General features: G+C 46.5%; 17 protein-coding genes. 11 read left to right on the top strand and 6 right to left on the bottom strand.

Annotated features, from left to right (window positions below):
* Window positions 1-119 precede the first annotated feature (119 nt).
* From AAC052_RS24690 to AAC052_RS24665, 6 genes are all read left to right on the top strand, one after another.
* Window positions 120-734: a zeta toxin family protein gene (locus AAC052_RS24690; protein WP_339815881.1), complete on the top strand. Its 615-nt coding sequence runs from the start codon at window positions 120-122 to the stop codon at window positions 732-734.
* Between the two features lie 179 nt (window positions 735-913).
* Window positions 914-2,539: a M28 family metallopeptidase gene (locus AAC052_RS24685; RefSeq protein ID WP_339815880.1), complete on the top strand. Its 1,626-nt coding sequence runs from the start codon at window positions 914-916 to the stop codon at window positions 2,537-2,539.
* A gap of 183 nt (window positions 2,540-2,722) precedes the next feature.
* Window positions 2,723-3,019: a TIGR03643 family protein gene (locus AAC052_RS24680; protein ID WP_339815879.1), complete on the top strand. Its 297-nt coding sequence runs from the start codon at window positions 2,723-2,725 to the stop codon at window positions 3,017-3,019.
* A 22-nt stretch (window positions 3,020-3,041) separates the two neighbouring features.
* Window positions 3,042-3,677, top strand: a complete 636-nt coding sequence (locus tag AAC052_RS24675) for a flavin reductase (RefSeq protein ID WP_339815878.1) — start codon at window positions 3,042-3,044, stop codon at window positions 3,675-3,677.
* Entirely contained in the window at window positions 3,674-3,811 is a 138-nt protein-coding gene (locus AAC052_RS24670; protein WP_339815877.1) for a DUF2256 domain-containing protein, read from the top strand. Before AAC052_RS24675 ends, AAC052_RS24670 begins: the two co-directional genes overlap by 4 nt.
* Window positions 3,812-3,836: 25 nt before the next feature.
* A complete protein-coding gene (locus tag AAC052_RS24665) occupies window positions 3,837-4,214 on the top strand; it encodes a hypothetical protein (protein ID WP_339815876.1) in 378 nt (125 codons plus the stop codon).
* A 395-nt stretch (window positions 4,215-4,609) separates the two neighbouring features.
* Here the strand turns inward: AAC052_RS24665 and AAC052_RS24660 are convergent, their stop codons facing one another.
* On the bottom strand, window positions 4,610-5,005 hold the full coding sequence (locus AAC052_RS24660) for a hypothetical protein (protein WP_339815875.1): 396 nt from the start codon (window positions 5,003-5,005) through the stop codon (window positions 4,610-4,612).
* Between the two features lie 304 nt (window positions 5,006-5,309).
* Between AAC052_RS24660 and AAC052_RS24655 the strand changes: the two genes are divergently transcribed.
* A complete protein-coding gene (locus AAC052_RS24655; protein ID WP_339815874.1) occupies window positions 5,310-6,776 on the top strand; it encodes a hypothetical protein in 1,467 nt (488 codons plus the stop codon).
* 111 nt (window positions 6,777-6,887) lie between these two features.
* Here AAC052_RS24655 and AAC052_RS24650 read toward each other — a convergent pair whose 3' ends face one another.
* The 5 genes from AAC052_RS24650 to AAC052_RS24630 all read right to left on the bottom strand — a co-directional run bounded on the left by AAC052_RS24650 (window position 6,888) and on the right by AAC052_RS24630 (window position 11,254).
* The gene (locus AAC052_RS24650) at window positions 6,888-8,285 is read right to left on the bottom strand and encodes an rRNA methyltransferase (protein ID WP_339815873.1); all 1,398 of its coding nucleotides are present in this window, start codon (window positions 8,283-8,285) and stop codon (window positions 6,888-6,890) included.
* Window positions 8,286-8,343: 58 nt separating this feature from the next.
* A complete protein-coding gene (locus tag AAC052_RS24645) occupies window positions 8,344-8,580 on the bottom strand; it encodes a UPF0175 family protein (protein WP_339815872.1) in 237 nt (78 codons plus the stop codon).
* Window positions 8,581-8,853: 273 nt separating this feature from the next.
* Entirely contained in the window at window positions 8,854-9,453 is a 600-nt protein-coding gene (locus AAC052_RS24640; RefSeq protein ID WP_339815871.1) for a pseudouridine synthase, read from the bottom strand.
* A 10-nt stretch (window positions 9,454-9,463) separates the two neighbouring features.
* Entirely contained in the window at window positions 9,464-9,967 is a 504-nt protein-coding gene (locus tag AAC052_RS24635) for a hypothetical protein (RefSeq protein ID WP_339815870.1), read from the bottom strand.
* A 12-nt stretch (window positions 9,968-9,979) separates the two neighbouring features.
* Window positions 9,980-11,254, bottom strand: a complete 1,275-nt coding sequence (locus AAC052_RS24630; protein ID WP_339815868.1) for a dicarboxylate/amino acid:cation symporter — start codon at window positions 11,252-11,254, stop codon at window positions 9,980-9,982.
* A gap of 176 nt (window positions 11,255-11,430) precedes the next feature.
* Here AAC052_RS24630 and AAC052_RS24625 point away from each other — a divergent pair, with 176 nt between their 5' ends.
* The 4 genes from AAC052_RS24625 (at window position 11,431) to AAC052_RS24610 (ending at window position 15,322) form a co-directional block, all read left to right on the top strand.
* Window positions 11,431-11,991, top strand: a complete 561-nt coding sequence (locus AAC052_RS24625) for an acyl-CoA thioesterase (protein ID WP_339815867.1) — start codon at window positions 11,431-11,433, stop codon at window positions 11,989-11,991.
* 424 nt (window positions 11,992-12,415) lie between these two features.
* Complete coding sequence (locus tag AAC052_RS24620; RefSeq protein WP_339815866.1) at window positions 12,416-12,766, top strand: helix-turn-helix transcriptional regulator; 351 nt, start codon at window positions 12,416-12,418, stop codon at window positions 12,764-12,766.
* Between the two features lie 234 nt (window positions 12,767-13,000).
* Window positions 13,001-13,708, top strand: coding sequence for a hypothetical protein (locus tag AAC052_RS24615; RefSeq protein WP_339815865.1), 708 nt, complete (start codon window positions 13,001-13,003; stop codon window positions 13,706-13,708).
* Entirely contained in the window at window positions 13,709-15,322 is a 1,614-nt protein-coding gene (locus AAC052_RS24610; RefSeq protein ID WP_339815864.1) for a hypothetical protein, read from the top strand.
* Window positions 15,323-15,466 lie beyond the last annotated feature (144 nt).

The following is a 15,466-nucleotide window of genomic DNA, read 5'->3' as shown; positions in this document are numbered from 1 at the left end:
CTTCAGAAAAAGTTCAAGAGGGAAATGCCTCGAATCAAAAAGGAAATCAAAGTATATGAGGAAAAGCTTTCTTCCGAAAAGTTGACAAAAAAGCCTACTCCTTCCCCCCAATTTAATTAATGTCTAAGGCCAGGCTGTTTGTTATTGGCGGTTGCAATGGATCTGGGAAGTCTTCCTATGCCAAGGCAGTTACACCAATAGGAGTTGAATCATTTGACTACGACAAGGAGTTTCTGAAGGTCTATAACGCAATGTATGATTCAGAACTTCGGGCTGAGATTGCACACAACAAAACCAGGCAATTACTAAAAGATTCGGTGACAAACTCTATTAAGCTACAGCGGGATTTTTGTTATGAAACAAACTTTAACTCAACGCCAATGCACTGGCCAGAGATGTTCCGTGCAGCGGGTTTTGAGTTAAATTTATTCTTTTTTTGCCTGGACTCTGTCGAAAAAGCGAAGGAGAGAGTACGTATTAGAGTGGAGAATGGGGGTCACTTTGTGCCTGACAACGAAATTGAGGAGCGTTATAAATTGGGTTTTGAGAATCTCGACCGGTTGTTCGCTCAATTCGATTTTGTCCACCTTTTTGATTCCAGTTTCTATAAAGAAGAACCACATCACATTCTGTCTGCCAGGGAAGGTCAGTTGATTTATTTTTCTGAATTTCCTGAATTCTTAAAATTACTTATTCCTACTATCGCTAAAATGGCTAGCGAGAACTGGCATTGACCAGTTTATCGAAGCTATTGATAAGCATGTTCCCTTCGAATTTGCTCCCCTTGCCCTTTAAACCTATATTCAAGTCAGAGAACCTCACCTTAAGCCTCTACTTTTATAATGGAGAAATAATCTCCATCATTCTGTGTTTTTGCTAGCAAACTTTAAAACCACTCATGAACCTGATCACAATGAAAAAATATACCTCCCTGGCACTGCTAGCCGTACTGGCTGCCTGCAGCCCTGAAACAAAACAAGAAGCCAACCCAGCCACAGTAGAGCAATCCACCATCGGCCAGCACATCGGTCAGCTGGCCTCCGATGAATTTTTGGGAAGGATGCCTTTCACCGAAGGAGAAACGAAAACAGTGAATTATCTAAAAGACGAGTTTGCCAAACTCGGTTTGCAGCCGGGCAATGGCGACAGCTATTTTCAGGAGGTGCCCATGGTGGAGATTACAGGCACGCCGTCAGAAAAGATGGTGATAGCGGGCGCTGGCAAAAAGATGGAGCTGGACTACTTCGACGATTTTGTGGCGTTAACGCTCAAGCCCACGCCCGAAGTGAGCCTGGAGAAATCGGAGTTGGTGTTTGCCGGTTATGGCATTGTGGCACCGGAGTATGGCTGGAACGACTACGAAGGCATCGACTGGGCTGGTAAAACGGCCGTGGTGCTGGTCAACGACCCGGGTTTTAAGTCGGGCGATTCTACGCTATTCAAAGGTGATGAAATGACTTACTACGGTCGCTGGACTTACAAATATGAGGAAGCAGGCCGACAGGGAGCGGCAGGAGTGATCATTATCCACGAAACCGAGAAGGCGTCGTACGGCTGGAATGTGATTCAGTCGGGCTGGACAGGCCCTCAGCTCAATCTGGAAAGCGACCGGCCCGTGGCCGATGTGCAGGGGTGGATTTCTACCCAGGCAGCGGACGAATTGTTTGCCGCCACCACTATGGAGAACAAAGATTACAACCAAATGGCCAGAACCAAAGGATTCAAGCCCGTGCCACTTGGCTTCACAGCGTCTGTAAAAGTTACCAACAGCATCAAAAGAGACGTGTCCAAAAACGTGGTGGCTTTGCTGCCCGGCACCGACCAAAAGGCCGAGTACATTATTTACTCCGGCCATTGGGATCATTTTGGTGTGGGCCGTCCCATCGATGGCGATTCCATTTATAATGGCGCCGTCGACAATGCGTCGGGCACTGCCTGTTTGCTGGCCATTGCTGAAGCCTTCAAAAAAGAAGCACCGGCCAAGCGATCTATTGTGTTTATAGCCGTAACTGGCGAAGAGCAAGGCTTGCTAGGCTCGGCGTATTATTCAGAGCATCCCATTTATGATCCGGAAAAAACGGTCGCCAATATCAATATGGATGCGTTGTCCAGTCCCGGGCGCATGAAAGACCTGACGATTACCGGTTTCGGGCACTCTGAAATGGATGAGTATGCCGCCGCCGCTGCCAAAAAACAGGGCCGCTATGTGATCCCCGATCCCAACAAGGAGAAAGGCTACTTCTTCCGCTCCGACCACTTCAACTTCGCCAAAATCGGCATTCCTGCTTTGTACGCCTCTGGTACCTATGAGGGGTTTGACTACTCCGTGGAGCAGATCAAAGAAATGGCTGACCACTATGAAACTTACAGGTACCACCAACCCTCCGATGAATACGACCCTGCGACCACCAATTTGACCGGCGTGCAATTTGATGCCCAGTTGATGTTTGAGGTGGGCCTAAGGTTGGCCAATGAAGATTACTTCCCCAAATGGTACGACGCAAGTGAATTCAAGGCTGCGAGGAAGAGGCAGGAATGATGAAGCCTTGCAGCTCTGGCTAAATCTCCCAGCTGTCAAGAGCAGGCTCAATAGCTCATGCCGATCGGGTTTAGTCACTCCAAATAGTTATTGAGAAACATAGTACGAGACTTTCCTGGCTCAAATACAAACAGTTTTGGTTCCCAGTGGTTCTTAGAATGAATGCTACTACGCAAAGCGTCAATGAGCCAACTCGCACAAAATGACATAGACAGGGTAATCGAAATGGCCTGGGAAGATCGCACGCCTTTTGAGGCGATTGAACACCAGTTTCAGTTGCCAGAAAAAGAAGTGATTGATCTTATGAGAAAGACGTTGAAAGCGTCCAGTTTCAGGCTTTGGCGCAAGCGGGTGAACAGTGGCGTCAGCCAAAAGCATTTGAAAAAGCGCAGCGGAGCGATCGATCGTTTCAAATGTACCAGCCAACGCCAGATTACACACAATAAAATCAGCAAACGGTTACCCTTTTTCGTTCGATAAACACCTACCCAAAACAACTAAGATGTATCTCTCAAAAACCGATTTAGTCAATACAGAAAAGGTCAGGCGACTCAATATCATCAATTCTATTTCCGGTATAAAACCGGGCAATTTAATTGGTACCCGGTCGAATGCCGGCCAAGCCAACCTGGCGATTATCAGCTCTGTGGTGCATCTTGGAAGTAATCCAGCTTATTTAGGTTTCATTGTGCGCCCAAGCGAGGAGGTGCGGCGGCACACGCAGGAGAATATCCTCGACAATGGGTGGTTTACCATCAATCATATTCGTACGTCGTTCATAAAGAATGCCCATTATACGTCGGCCAAATTTGATCATGCCGTGTCCGAGTTTGATGCCTGTGGCTTGACGGAGGAGACGTTGTATGATTTCCATGCGCCTTTTGTGAAGGAAAGCACGCTTAAAATCGGTTTGAGGCACGTGGAAGATGTCGTCATCCAATCCACAGGCACAACCATGATTGTGGGGCAAATTGAACACCTGGTTGTGCCCGACGAAGCGATAAATAAGCAGGGATATATTGACCTGGGGGTGGCAGACGGTGTTGGTATTTCAGGCCTAAACTCCTATTACAAACTTGAGAAGGTCGCCGATTTTCCCTATGCCAGAGTGAGTGAGGTGCCAGATTTTAGTAAATGAGAAAGCCGCATTTGCCGACCAAAATTTGCCCCGTTTGTGAAAGGCCGTTTGCCTGGCGAAAGAAATGGGAACTCAATTGGAGCGAGGTGATCTATTGCAGCGAAAAGTGCAGACGAAGCAAGTCAAAAGGATGAAATTTAGACCTTAATAGCAGCAAAAATGAAAGCCACCGCTCAAGAGGTAGTAGATAAGCCAGGTTGGATCAACGATGTGGTCAGGTATGTGTGGCTGGGCCTGTTTTTGCTCATGGTTCTTGCCATTTTTCTCATTTACTCAAGAATAGGTTGGTCGAAAGAAATAACCCGACTAATGGTGGTCATTGTGGCCACCTTTTCTTATCCCATTTACACGTTGGGCTTCAAACTTATTCCCTCCCTCATTGGTAATATTTTGTATATCATGCTTGTGTCCTGGGTGCTGAGTACTTTATGGAAGGAATTCCCGGCGATTGTGTATATGCTTAGCCCGATCATTGCCTGGGTGCAAATTGCTTCGGCGTATGTGGGTGCCCGGATGATTGTGAAATACTTTAGATAAAAGGCTGGCAGAATACTTTCCTTACGTGTGGCATGTCTTGTTTTCATCGCCGATTAGGTGTTTCTGTACCTGAATGTTTATTCAACTACCCAAACATGGGATATATGTAAAAATGCCCTTTGATAGTGTAACGCCTTAACGCTTACATTTCTTCACCTTGGCATCGGAGAAGCGTTGTCTTTTTTCGTGTGTCTTCACATGTAAAAATCTTACAAAGGCACATCACCTTCTTTGTCACTTTAAATCAAAAGCTTATGTCGAAGGATAATGATAAATCAAAGAAAGCGCCTGCCAAGAATCTAAAAGAAAAAAGAGCTGCCAAAGCCGCTAAGAAGAGCGATAAAAGTGCGGAGTAACTAAAGAGCTTGGTATAGGACTCACGCCATTGCGGTTATTTATGGCTCAATCGCCAACCTCGCACAAAAGACAGCCGCTGCGGCTGTCAGCGGGGTGAAAATGATAAGTTCAAGCACGCTGGTGGAGGCCAGGTTCCCTACGGTGTTGAGAGCGAAAAGCACAGCAAACGCCCAAAGCAAAACCTTTAATACCATAGTTGGCAGTTTTAGTTTCAAATAGCCTCCCTTGATCAGGATGACGGTAAGAATAAACAGGTTCACCAAAATGCTGACCGTTTCGAACCGTAGCATTTGCTCCCTGTTTTGAAGTCGCCCACCCCAGGTGGCTTCATAAGGAATAAGGCCGGTGATAATGGTGAGGTGGTACACCAGCACAAGCGATAGCAGGGCTATCATGGCGTGGACTGCAAGTTTGAAGTTGATGTTTTTAAGCATGGTGGTTCAAAAATGAGGGAGTTAAATCTTCCGGCAGCTCAATACTTATCCTCAAAAGTAGCGGAAAATAGTTGTTAAAACGGGTAGCAATCGGTTTGGTTCATCCAGGGTAGCTGGTGGTGCACATCAGGCGCCAACCTTCTTCTTACTGGGCTAGCAAAATCCCATTTTTGGATTACAGCTGACATAGATGTTGGGTTTAATCGACGGATAACGAGTTTGCGCACGGATTTAACATCGCATCTGAACCACCCTCAGCCTAGTTTTGTAAAAAGCATTTTGTCCTACAAAACTTAACTGGTGCATGAGAACATTCGAGATTATCCTTTTGCTGGTCGTATCCATTTTACCGTTTGTCAAGCGGCCCATTGTCCGGCACATTCGGGCCAATTACGTTTTAGTATTCCTCGGGGTGTTGCTGGCCTTGCACCTGGCTGTAGAAGGTTGGCGCTGGCAAATGTTTCCTGCTTACCTACTCACGCTTTTAGTGGGATGGAGGGTAAAAGCTGTTGATGCCACTGAGCCTCCCCGTGTGTCCTTTGTTAGGGTGATCGGGTATTTGGGATTGATTATTTTGCTACTGCCTGCTTGGGCACTTCCAAAGCTCCTCCCTGTTTTCTCCTTGCCAGAACCACGGGGCCCTTACAGCGTGGGTACTGAATTGGTTTACGTGCAAACAGAGCGTGATGAGATCATCACCAAAGATTCTACCGATAAGCGAGAGATGATGTATAAAATCTGGTATCCAAGCGATGTGGAAGTTTCATCGCTGAAAGGCGAGAAGTATGTAGATGAAGGAAGCAGGGCCGGCTTCTCTGTCAAGTATGGCCTGCCACCCTCAGCGCACAGTTATCTTGATCAGGTAAAAACCTATGTCTATCCTCATATTCCGGTAGCGGATGGCCCCTTCCCCGTGCTAATTTTTTCTCATGGTTATGGGTCAAAAGCAACGGGATACTATGCCTTGTTGACCGAGATGGCCAGCCAGGGCTATGTGATCGTCAACATGAATCACACCTATGAAAGTTTGGGCGCCACCTTTCCTGATGGGAGAGTAAAGTACTTTGATTATGACTTCCAGAGCGAAATTTCCGCCGAATCTCAGCCAGTGGTCGAGCCATTGATTGAAGCCTTCAAAAGTGGTCTCAGTTATGAAGAGAGGCATCCGATTGTGCGGGAAGCAGCAAAGAATTATTTCATGGCCGGAGTAGATAATCGATGGGCTGAAGACATGATTTACACGATGGATCTGCTGGAAAAGTGGAACACTGACGGCGTACTGAAAGGCAAACTAAATCTGAGTCAAATCGGCGTTTTTGGTCATTCAGTAGGTGGTGGGGCAGCCGGTGTGGTGGCCACTATGGACAGCCGGGTAAAAGCAGCGGCAAATTTGGATGGCATTTCATGGGGCAACACGATCGACAGCACTTACTATATCCCTTTCCTCTATATTTCGGCGGATTGGCCTGCCGAACATGAAGACGTTAACTCCCATATTTATCTCAACAAGAGCACGGACTACTTCTATGAAAGTAAACTGCTCCATTCAGGGCACCCGAATTTCATGGATATTCCCTTTATGATTCCCGTTCAGTCACTTGCGGGTACTGGCGACATTGACCCTTATCAGGGAATGGAAATTGTCACTAAGCTAACCACCTCATTTTTCGACAGGCACTTAAGGCACTTACCAGGCCCTGATCCTGAAGAAATAGGGAAGCAATATGATTTATTGGAAATGACCGTTCACAAAGGCGATTCAATCAAATAGTTATTACGTTAATTGGATGCTGGTAGCACTTTGGCTGCCAGCAGTCCATTTTTTCTCATGTGTGTCTTCATACATGGCCTTGCCTTCAGCCCGGCAAAATCATCACCTTTCTTAGTTACCTACGTCCAACAAACCAACCTTTGGCAACTCCCCAGGCAGCTCCATCCTGATTCTCCAATGCAACGGATAGTAGTTGTTGAACCTGGTAGCAATCCGCTTGATCCACCCAAGGGGCAGTTGTTCATAGCTCATCAGGTGCCATCCGTCTTTTTCTCTGTCGATGGGCCATTCCTCTTTGCGCAAGTATTGCAAAGCCTGTCTCAGGTCAAGCTCCCAGGCCGGGAAGGTATCTTTTTTGAAAATGGTGGATAGCGCCAAAGCAGGGGCAGGTACCAAATTCTTTTTCTTGACCTCGGCCACCAGCACGCCAGCCTGTACAATGCGCAGCTCTCTGATCACTGCCCCCCAGGCCGGGTTATCGCCCTGTGGCATCGCCAGAATGTTTTCATAGTGCTGGAAATAGTCCCGTTCGTCGGTCAACCAGGGAGCTACTTCTGCCTGTTCTTTCTTGCCGGTTGGGGCCAACGGAGACTTATCTTTTCTCGGAGCCTGCCATTCGTCGCCATCCAGCTTTCTTACTGCGCAAACGAAGAAGCCTTCTCCTTTTACCAGGTGAGGCATGAACTGGTAACCCACCACATTGTTGGCAGCTTGCACCTCCCTGATATTCAGCCCGGCGTCTACCGACAGGCTGACGGGCTCCAACTCCGTTTGCTCTGAGAGCCACTGGATGTTTTGCTCGTTTTCAGCGGGGTTGTAGGTGCAGGTGCTGTAAATCAGCACGCCCCCTGGTTTCAGCGCCGGCCACACGTCCATCAAAATCCTTCGTTGCCTGTCGGAGCACAGGTGGGCATTGTCGGGCGACCACTCATTGATGGCATTGGGGTCTTTGCGAAACAAGCCTTCGCCTGAGCAGGGGGCGTCGACCACGATAACATCAAAAAAGCCTTCCAGCCTGTCGAAGTCCCTGGGGTCGTTGTTGCTCACTACCACATTAGGAGCGCCCCACTTGGTCATGTTTTCGGCCAGTATCTCCGCCCGGCTTTTGATCACCTCGTTCGACACCAGCAAAGAACCCTGACTGAGAATAGACGCAAGTAATGTAGACTTGCCACCCGGGGCTGCGCACAAGTCGAGGACTCTCAGGGGTTGTGAAAGATCTACCGACTGCTTCACGACCTCTTCCAAAAACATGGAGCTGGCCTCCTGCACATAATAGGCACCGGCATGCATCAGCGGATCAAGGGTGAAGGAGGGCCTTTCCTGCAGGTAATACCCATTGGTCGACCACGGCACTTTTTCCAGCTGCACCGGAGCATGAAACTTCGCCGTGTTGATGCGAATGGAGGTAGGAGAGTCGGTACTCAAAGCCTCCAGCAGCAACGATGCCTCGGCTCCCATTTGTGCTTGCAGCCTGTTCGAAAATGATGCGGGGAAGTTAGTTTTCATTTGTGGCTCTCGGCATGGTGGTAAGCAATGTACGGAGGTCTAAGGCTATTTTCCATCGTTATTTTCTCCTCGCAGCATTTTCAACATCATTAAGCAAGTCTTCTGCCGATTGTTGAAACACGGAGACACCATATTCTCCTACACTCTCGATAAACTCCCGTTTGGAAATCCCTGCGATAGCCGCCGCCTGACCGGACGATAGTTTCCCTTGATCAAACAGCTTTGCAGCCACAATCATCGACATTTCTTTTTCGTCAACGTCGTCGGGCAGATTGTTGATGGTTATCGATTTCATTGAATGTTAAGCGGATTTACAAAAACAATAATGAGATCAATGGCGCTCAAAAAAGAGTTAGCCAAGTATCTTTCAGTAAAGATAGATCATTAAGATGAATGGTGCCCTTGAAGGAGGGCGGGCGAAAAATGGTGGCTGGGTGAGCGTTCTTGGCTTGTGCGTTAATTTTTCGTAGACTTTTGCTTACTTTTTGTCATGAAAAAGTAAGAGCCTGCCCGGCTTAAGGGCAAAAGGATCAGGTGAATTTCAGGTAGCTAAGAGAGTCTTTCACCTCTATCCCAAATGTAACTTTCTCATCAAAACACTTCCTGAAATCTGCCTAATTTCCCCCGACTTTAATGGAAACAGGCCCAACTCCTCAATGGCCACCCTCACCAGCCTGAGCGTGGGGTGCCCCACTGCCGCCGTCATGCGCCGCACCTGCCGGTTCTTGCCTTCAATCAGCCTCATTTCCAGCCACGTGGTGTTGGGGTACTTTTGGTGATTCACCGGCGGATTTCTTTCTCCCAGCGCCTCGGGGCTGGGTATCACCTTTGCCTCAATCGGCAGGCTATTGTGCTCTTTTCCCTTGATCCTGATCACGGGGCCTTTGGCAAGCGCCTCCAGTGCCTTGTGATCCACCACGCCTTCCACCTCCACCCAATAAGTGCGCTTGTGCTCATTGCTGGGGTGAAGCAGCCGGGCGTTCAGCCCTTTGTCGTTGGTGAGCAGCAGCAGCCCCTCGCTGTCGGTGTCCAGTCGGCCTACGGGATACACATCCTTCGGCAGCTTGAACAGGGTGCCCAGGCCGGGATTACCGTCCTCGTCGGTGAATTGGCTCAGCACACCATAGGGCTTGTGAATGATGAAGTACAAATGCTCTTTTCCTGCCACCGATCTTTCTTTATTGATTCAGTTTTTTCAACTCTTCCATTTCTTCCTCACTCAGGGCAAGGTCGATCTGAATGCGTCTTTCTGAGGGCAAAACAGTGAATAAAATGCCAAAAATGAAGACAGGTGCCAGAAAGTAAAGCGGGTCGTAGGTAACGATAGCCCCAACCACGCCAATCAGGCCCACTGTTTCCAGCACAGCCCCTCTGATCACCTTGTAGTTGTACCACGACTGTAGCCTTTGCTGCAAAGGAATGTTAGGATCAGTTTTCAGCAGCTTTCCTGTAAACGTCCACCCTGCCAGTGTCGCCAGTGCCACAGCGAGGATGGCATATTTGGGCAGTCCCGTGGGAATGATAGTGGCCCCCTCGCCGGAGAAGAAAACGAAGAAAGAAACCATCGTGAAGAGGGCCAGGGTCGACATGAGAGAAATGTAAACCAGCCGGAGAATGGTAAGGTACTTTTTGAGCGTCATTTTTATTGTTTTCGAAAGTAATGCCAATACTTCCTCAAACATAACAAATGATGTTTAGGTTTGCTTGTATTCCATCCGGTCAACGATGGCCGCCACCGTCACATTGCTGGTAATATTGACCACCGTACGAAACATGTCAAGTATCCTGTCGACAGCAAAAATAAGCCCCAGGCCTTCAGCATTCAGCCCCACGCTTTGCAAAATCACGATCAGCATCACCATGCCTGCACCGGGCACCGGAGCAGCACCAATAGAGGCCAGCGTGGCCATGAGCACAATCGTAAGCTGCTGCCCCAGGCTGAGGTCAACCCCAAAGGCCTGAGCAATGAAGACAGCCGCCACTGCCTGGTAAAGGCTGGTGCCGTCCATGTTCACAGTGGCGCCAATCGGCAGGCAAAAGCTCGTCACCTCTTCCCTGAGGCCAAGCTTTTCTTCGCTGCACTTCATGGTTACTGGCAGCGCCGCTGCGCTGGAACTGGTGCTGAAGCCCAGCATCTGCGCCGGAAGAATGTCCTGATAAAACTTCTTCACCGGGATTTTGGTAAAAATTTTGAGCATCAGCGGATACACCAGCAGCAGCATCATGAATAGTCCAAATATCACGGCAAAGGAATAAAGCCCCAGTGCCTGAAACAGCTCAAGCACCCCGCCGCCGCTTGAGAAGTCGGCCACCATGCCAGCCATCAGGGCAAACACACCATAGGGAGCAAACTTCATGATGATGTCCACGATTTTCAGCACAATGTCATTGGCTTCCAGAAAAAACTTACGGACAGTCTCCGTCTGCTTTTCGGGCAGCATCACCATGGCAATGCCAAAAATCAGGGCAAAGAAAATCACCTGCAACATCCGCTTGTTATCGCCCAGCGACATAAACAGGTTTTCCGGCACGGCATCCACCACAAACTGCAACGGCCCCTTGGTTTGAAAATCCTGCGCCATCGCACTCCTTTCTTCCACCTTCGAAGAGTACATCGCCTTCAGCTCTTCCCGTTTTTCAGGGGAGAAAGAAAGGCCGGGATTGATGATGTTCACGGTGAGGAGGCCAATGGTGATGGCCATGATAGTGGTGAGAAGGAACAAAACGAAGGTCTTCGTACCCATGCGGCTCAGCCGGCTGATGTCTTTCAGGTTGCTCATGCCCACAATGAGGCTCACCAGCACCAGCGGCACGGCGATCAGCTTCAGCAGGTTAATGAAAATGGTGCCGAAGGGGCTTATCCAAACCCTGATGAATGCAGAGGTGCCAAGAGAGCCGGCCAAAAGGCCTGCCAGAACGCCGGCGATCATTCCGATAATAATCTGCCAGTGAAGAGCGAGTTTTTTCATTCAGGGTCAACGGTTGATGGTGTATAAATGCGGAAAGATATGGGATTGCCCGATCCGTTGATTTGCGGCGCAGTGAAATATTTTTTACGGAAGGAATTATGGTTAATTTGGGCAAAAGGTTGAGTGCCAGCGGTAGCCTGTCAGGCGTTGGCATTCTCAAATAAGATGCTCTCAAAATGCACACACATCCCAGAACCGTAGCTTACTCTCAGGTCACCATTACTGAGCTCATGATTCCGTCTTACGCCAACTTTGGTGGCAAAATCCACGGTGGCATTCTGCTGTCGCTTATGGACAAAGTGGCCTATGCCTGTGCTACCAAGCACTCGGGGGCTTATTGTGTCACGGTTTCTGTCGACACCGTAGATTTTTTGCAACCAGTGGAGGTGGGTGATCTCGTTTCGTTGAAAGCGTCGATCAATTACGTGGGCAATTCCTCCATGGTGGTGGGCATTCACGTGGTGGCTGAGAACGTAAAGGACGGCGTGGTGAAGCATACCAACAACAGCTACTTTACCATGGTGGCCAAAGACGATAACGATAAGCTAACTACGGTTCCAGCACTCATTCTGTCCGACAAAGAGGAGGTAAGGCGATTCGTGGAGGCCATCCACCGAAAAGACCTGAAGAAAGAAGCTGCCGAAAGGATGCAGGCAACAAAAAAGGTTTTTCAGCTGGAAAAGGTGATGTCGTTGCTGGAAAAGGAGCGGTGCGAGATAGCTTTCGCCGCCAACTGAAGCTTGACGGAGCTTCTAATGGTGCAAGGAATAAACACCCTACAGAGCAAGTGTTTGTATCGAGAAACCTTGTATCCGATTGAACTTACTTTGTATTTTATTGACTCTACTACTCTTCAAGGCAAGATAAGTATGTGGTTAGATGACATTCTATGTCTTTTGGTTGGCTATACTTCTCTTTATAGACAGAGCATTCTGTATTTAGATGAGACTACTTCTTCTTTTACTCCTCTTACTAAGTTTTTAAATGACCAAACTTACCTTGTTGATTCAACAGATTTTTATTTTGCTGAAATAGCTTCTATTTTTTGTCAAATGAGATAGTTTTTTATTTAAATTACTTACCATTTAAGTGAAATGGCTATTCTTTTAAGTGGGTAGTTCATGCACAAAAGGTAAATTTTTTATACTAAAAGCCAAACTCATGCTTACTTTCAACTTACTGCAGGTGCTTCGGGTACGTTGGATCAGGCAGCCCTATGGTTACCTGGTTCGGAATGGCATTTCGCCCAATCTGGCACACAAAATGGCCAATGAGGAAATCCGTGCCATCCGGCTCGATCACATAGAAAAGCTGTGCCATTTACTCAACTGCACACCCAACGACCTGTTTCGCTTCTCGCCGGGCAGGGAGGTGGTGCCGCCCGGCCATGCTCTGCACCAGCTGGCCCGCAAAGAAGACGAGCAGCAGGCCGTGGAATGGCTCACCGCCCTGCACAACCTACCCCTGGAGGAACTCAGGAAGCTGGCAAAGGAAAAGAAGGAAGGGGAGTAGGGGGCATTGGCTAACCGCAGCAATTTATACGAAGATTACTACCAAAGAGGTAGATCCGCTGATCTGCTCGGATGAGGGTTAGGAAATGGAAGGGCAAAATGATAGTTTACATAGGGTAAATGACTAGGAGTTTTGCACGGGGCTCAACCTACGACTTTAGAGAGTATAGGCACCAAGGCTTGGACAGAGTGTGGTTTATACTATCGTTGGTAGTAATTTCTAAAAACGAAGCACATGAATATCGAAACATATTTTACGGAAGTTAATTCCAAGTGTCAGGAAATATTTAGGGAATCAATGAAAGAAAAACAGCTGTTTGGTAATGCCCATCATTTATCTACTTGCATCTATGATTTCTCCAACTTCATTGCGGATTCGCAAGAAAAAGAACTTATAGGGACAGTAAGCAGCCAACTAGAGGCGGCAACTTTAAGTCTAGGGCTGGGTTTATATCGTCAAGCTTTTTCAACTTTGAGATTAGCATTTGAAATGGGGTTAAGCGTTGCTTATTTTTCAATTCATAAATTGGAGCACATCGAATGGTTGAGTGGAAAAAGTGATATAAAATGGTCTAAATTGATTGATGAAGAGAATGGTGTTTTGTCTAAGAGGTTTGTAAGTGCATTTTTTCCTGAGCTAGATGACTTCACTGAAGAATACCTTGATTTAGCTTCAAAAAGCTACAGGACACTTTCCGAATTCGTACATGGGAACTTCCAAACCTGGATCAAAAGCGGTATTGTAATCAAAATGAATTCTGAATTACTAAAATCTTACTTCGAACTTTTTAGCAGAGTATCGGAAACACTGCTATTCGTTTACTGCTGTCGGTATTTAAAAACATTTCCAACAAGTCAGTTAGATTCAATGGAATTCGTTTCCGAAGAGCTTAATTTTATAGGGCCGATTAGAGAACTTATGGGAGGGCCAAAAGAACTATAGATGTCGACATTTTATTTAAGAACTGAAAGTATAAAGCCAGAGGATATATTAGACCTGTCTGTGATGAATGAAAGTGATTTGAATATTCTTTCATCACTGCTTTCACCAGAACCCTGCTTACTAGAAGGATCTAGAGGAACTGGGAAATCCTTTTTAATGAGAGTGGCGGAATTGAATCTTGAAAGAGATCAACCGAAAAGCATCCCTGTTTATGTCTCATTTAACATAAGCTCGCTGATTGATACGGACGACCATTTACAATTTTACCACTGGATGTTAGCCAAATCGCTAAAGGCATTAATTAATAAGCTAAGAAAGAATGGACTGGTGGTCTCCAAACATTCATCCAATTTGTTAAGCAATGATGAAAGGGAACGGGAGGACGAAATAGAGAATGACCTTAAAAAAATAGTTAAGGATTTTGAGAATTCATATCGTGGTGCATCCAATGTAGACACTGATCTTTTGCCAGACATTGAAGATGTTAAAGATGCCATTCAATTAATATGCGAAGAGAATGGTTTAGATAGGATCTATTTCTTTTTCGATGAAGCAGCACATGTTTTCCGCCCTGAACAACAAAGACAATTTTTTAGCCTATATAAAGACCTGAGATCTCCCTTTATCACTTGTAATGCGGCCATATACCCCGGAGTAACATATTTTGGTGACTCATTTGAACCGTTACATGATTGTATTTTCAAAAAACTAGAGAGGAACATCAAAGACAGTGACTATTTGACATATTTTCAAGCGATTGTTTACAATCAGGCGGATGATAAATTAAAGGTTACCATTGATCAGAATAAAAGCCTCTTCAACACACTGGCGCTTGGCTGTGGTGGTAATCCACGTATGTTACTAAAGACGATACAAGACCTGCCCAAATTCAGGACAAACGAGGTGAATTCATTAATAAAGGATTTCTACCGAGGGAAAATCTGGACTGAGCATACAGAATTAGGCGAAAAATATAAAGGCCATCAAAAGCTAATTGATTGGGGAAGAGATTTTTTAGAAAATGAGGTTCTCTCGGCTATCAATAAATACAATGAGTCGAGGAAAGAGAAAGACCTAAATGAGACTAGCGTTTATTTTTGGATCCATAAAGATTCCCCAGAAACAGTGAAAGAATCTTTGAGACTGTTAACCTATACAGGTATAATCAGAAAGATCGACTCAAGCATCCGGGCTACTCGGTCAGAACTTGGCTCAAGATATGAGGTTAAGTTTGGATGTATTATTGCATTGCAAGCAAACCCTTCGAATGAGGCTATTGCTTTTTTTAATGCGCTTTCTGTAAAGAAATTCCCTGAGTTTGGTAAAAACCATAGTGCATACCGAGCTATTTCGGATCTCAAAAAGGAGATGAAATCTGAAGAGAATTTCAAAGAGTCCTTGGCAAATATGATGAGTAAACCGATCTCTGTTTTGCAACTCTTAACTCACTGGCAGAAAGAAAAGCTAAATGAAGCTGGTATAGAAACCCTAAGGGATTTGCACAATAAGACGGAATCAGAGTTAATCGAGAAAATTTATAACGTTGGTCCGGCAAGAGCAAGAATAATTAAGAATGCCGCAAATGCTGAGCTTTTGGAATATCTTTCGGGATAATATCAGATCGCCAACGGTTGTATTACATTAACTGTGTCAGTCTTTAAATATTAAGCTTGAGCCTATCTCCAAATATAATAGAAAGCTGGGCTAAAGTCTGGTTCCAGTTGTGTACTGGTCTGTTCCACTTTGAACAGATATTCT

The sequence above is a fragment of the uncultured Imperialibacter sp. genome (assembly GCF_963974565.1).
GTDB lineage: Bacteria > Bacteroidota > Bacteroidia > Cytophagales > Cyclobacteriaceae > Imperialibacter > Imperialibacter roseus.
Note: the sequence above shows the minus strand (reverse complement) of the source record. Positions and strands in the feature narration are given on the sequence as shown.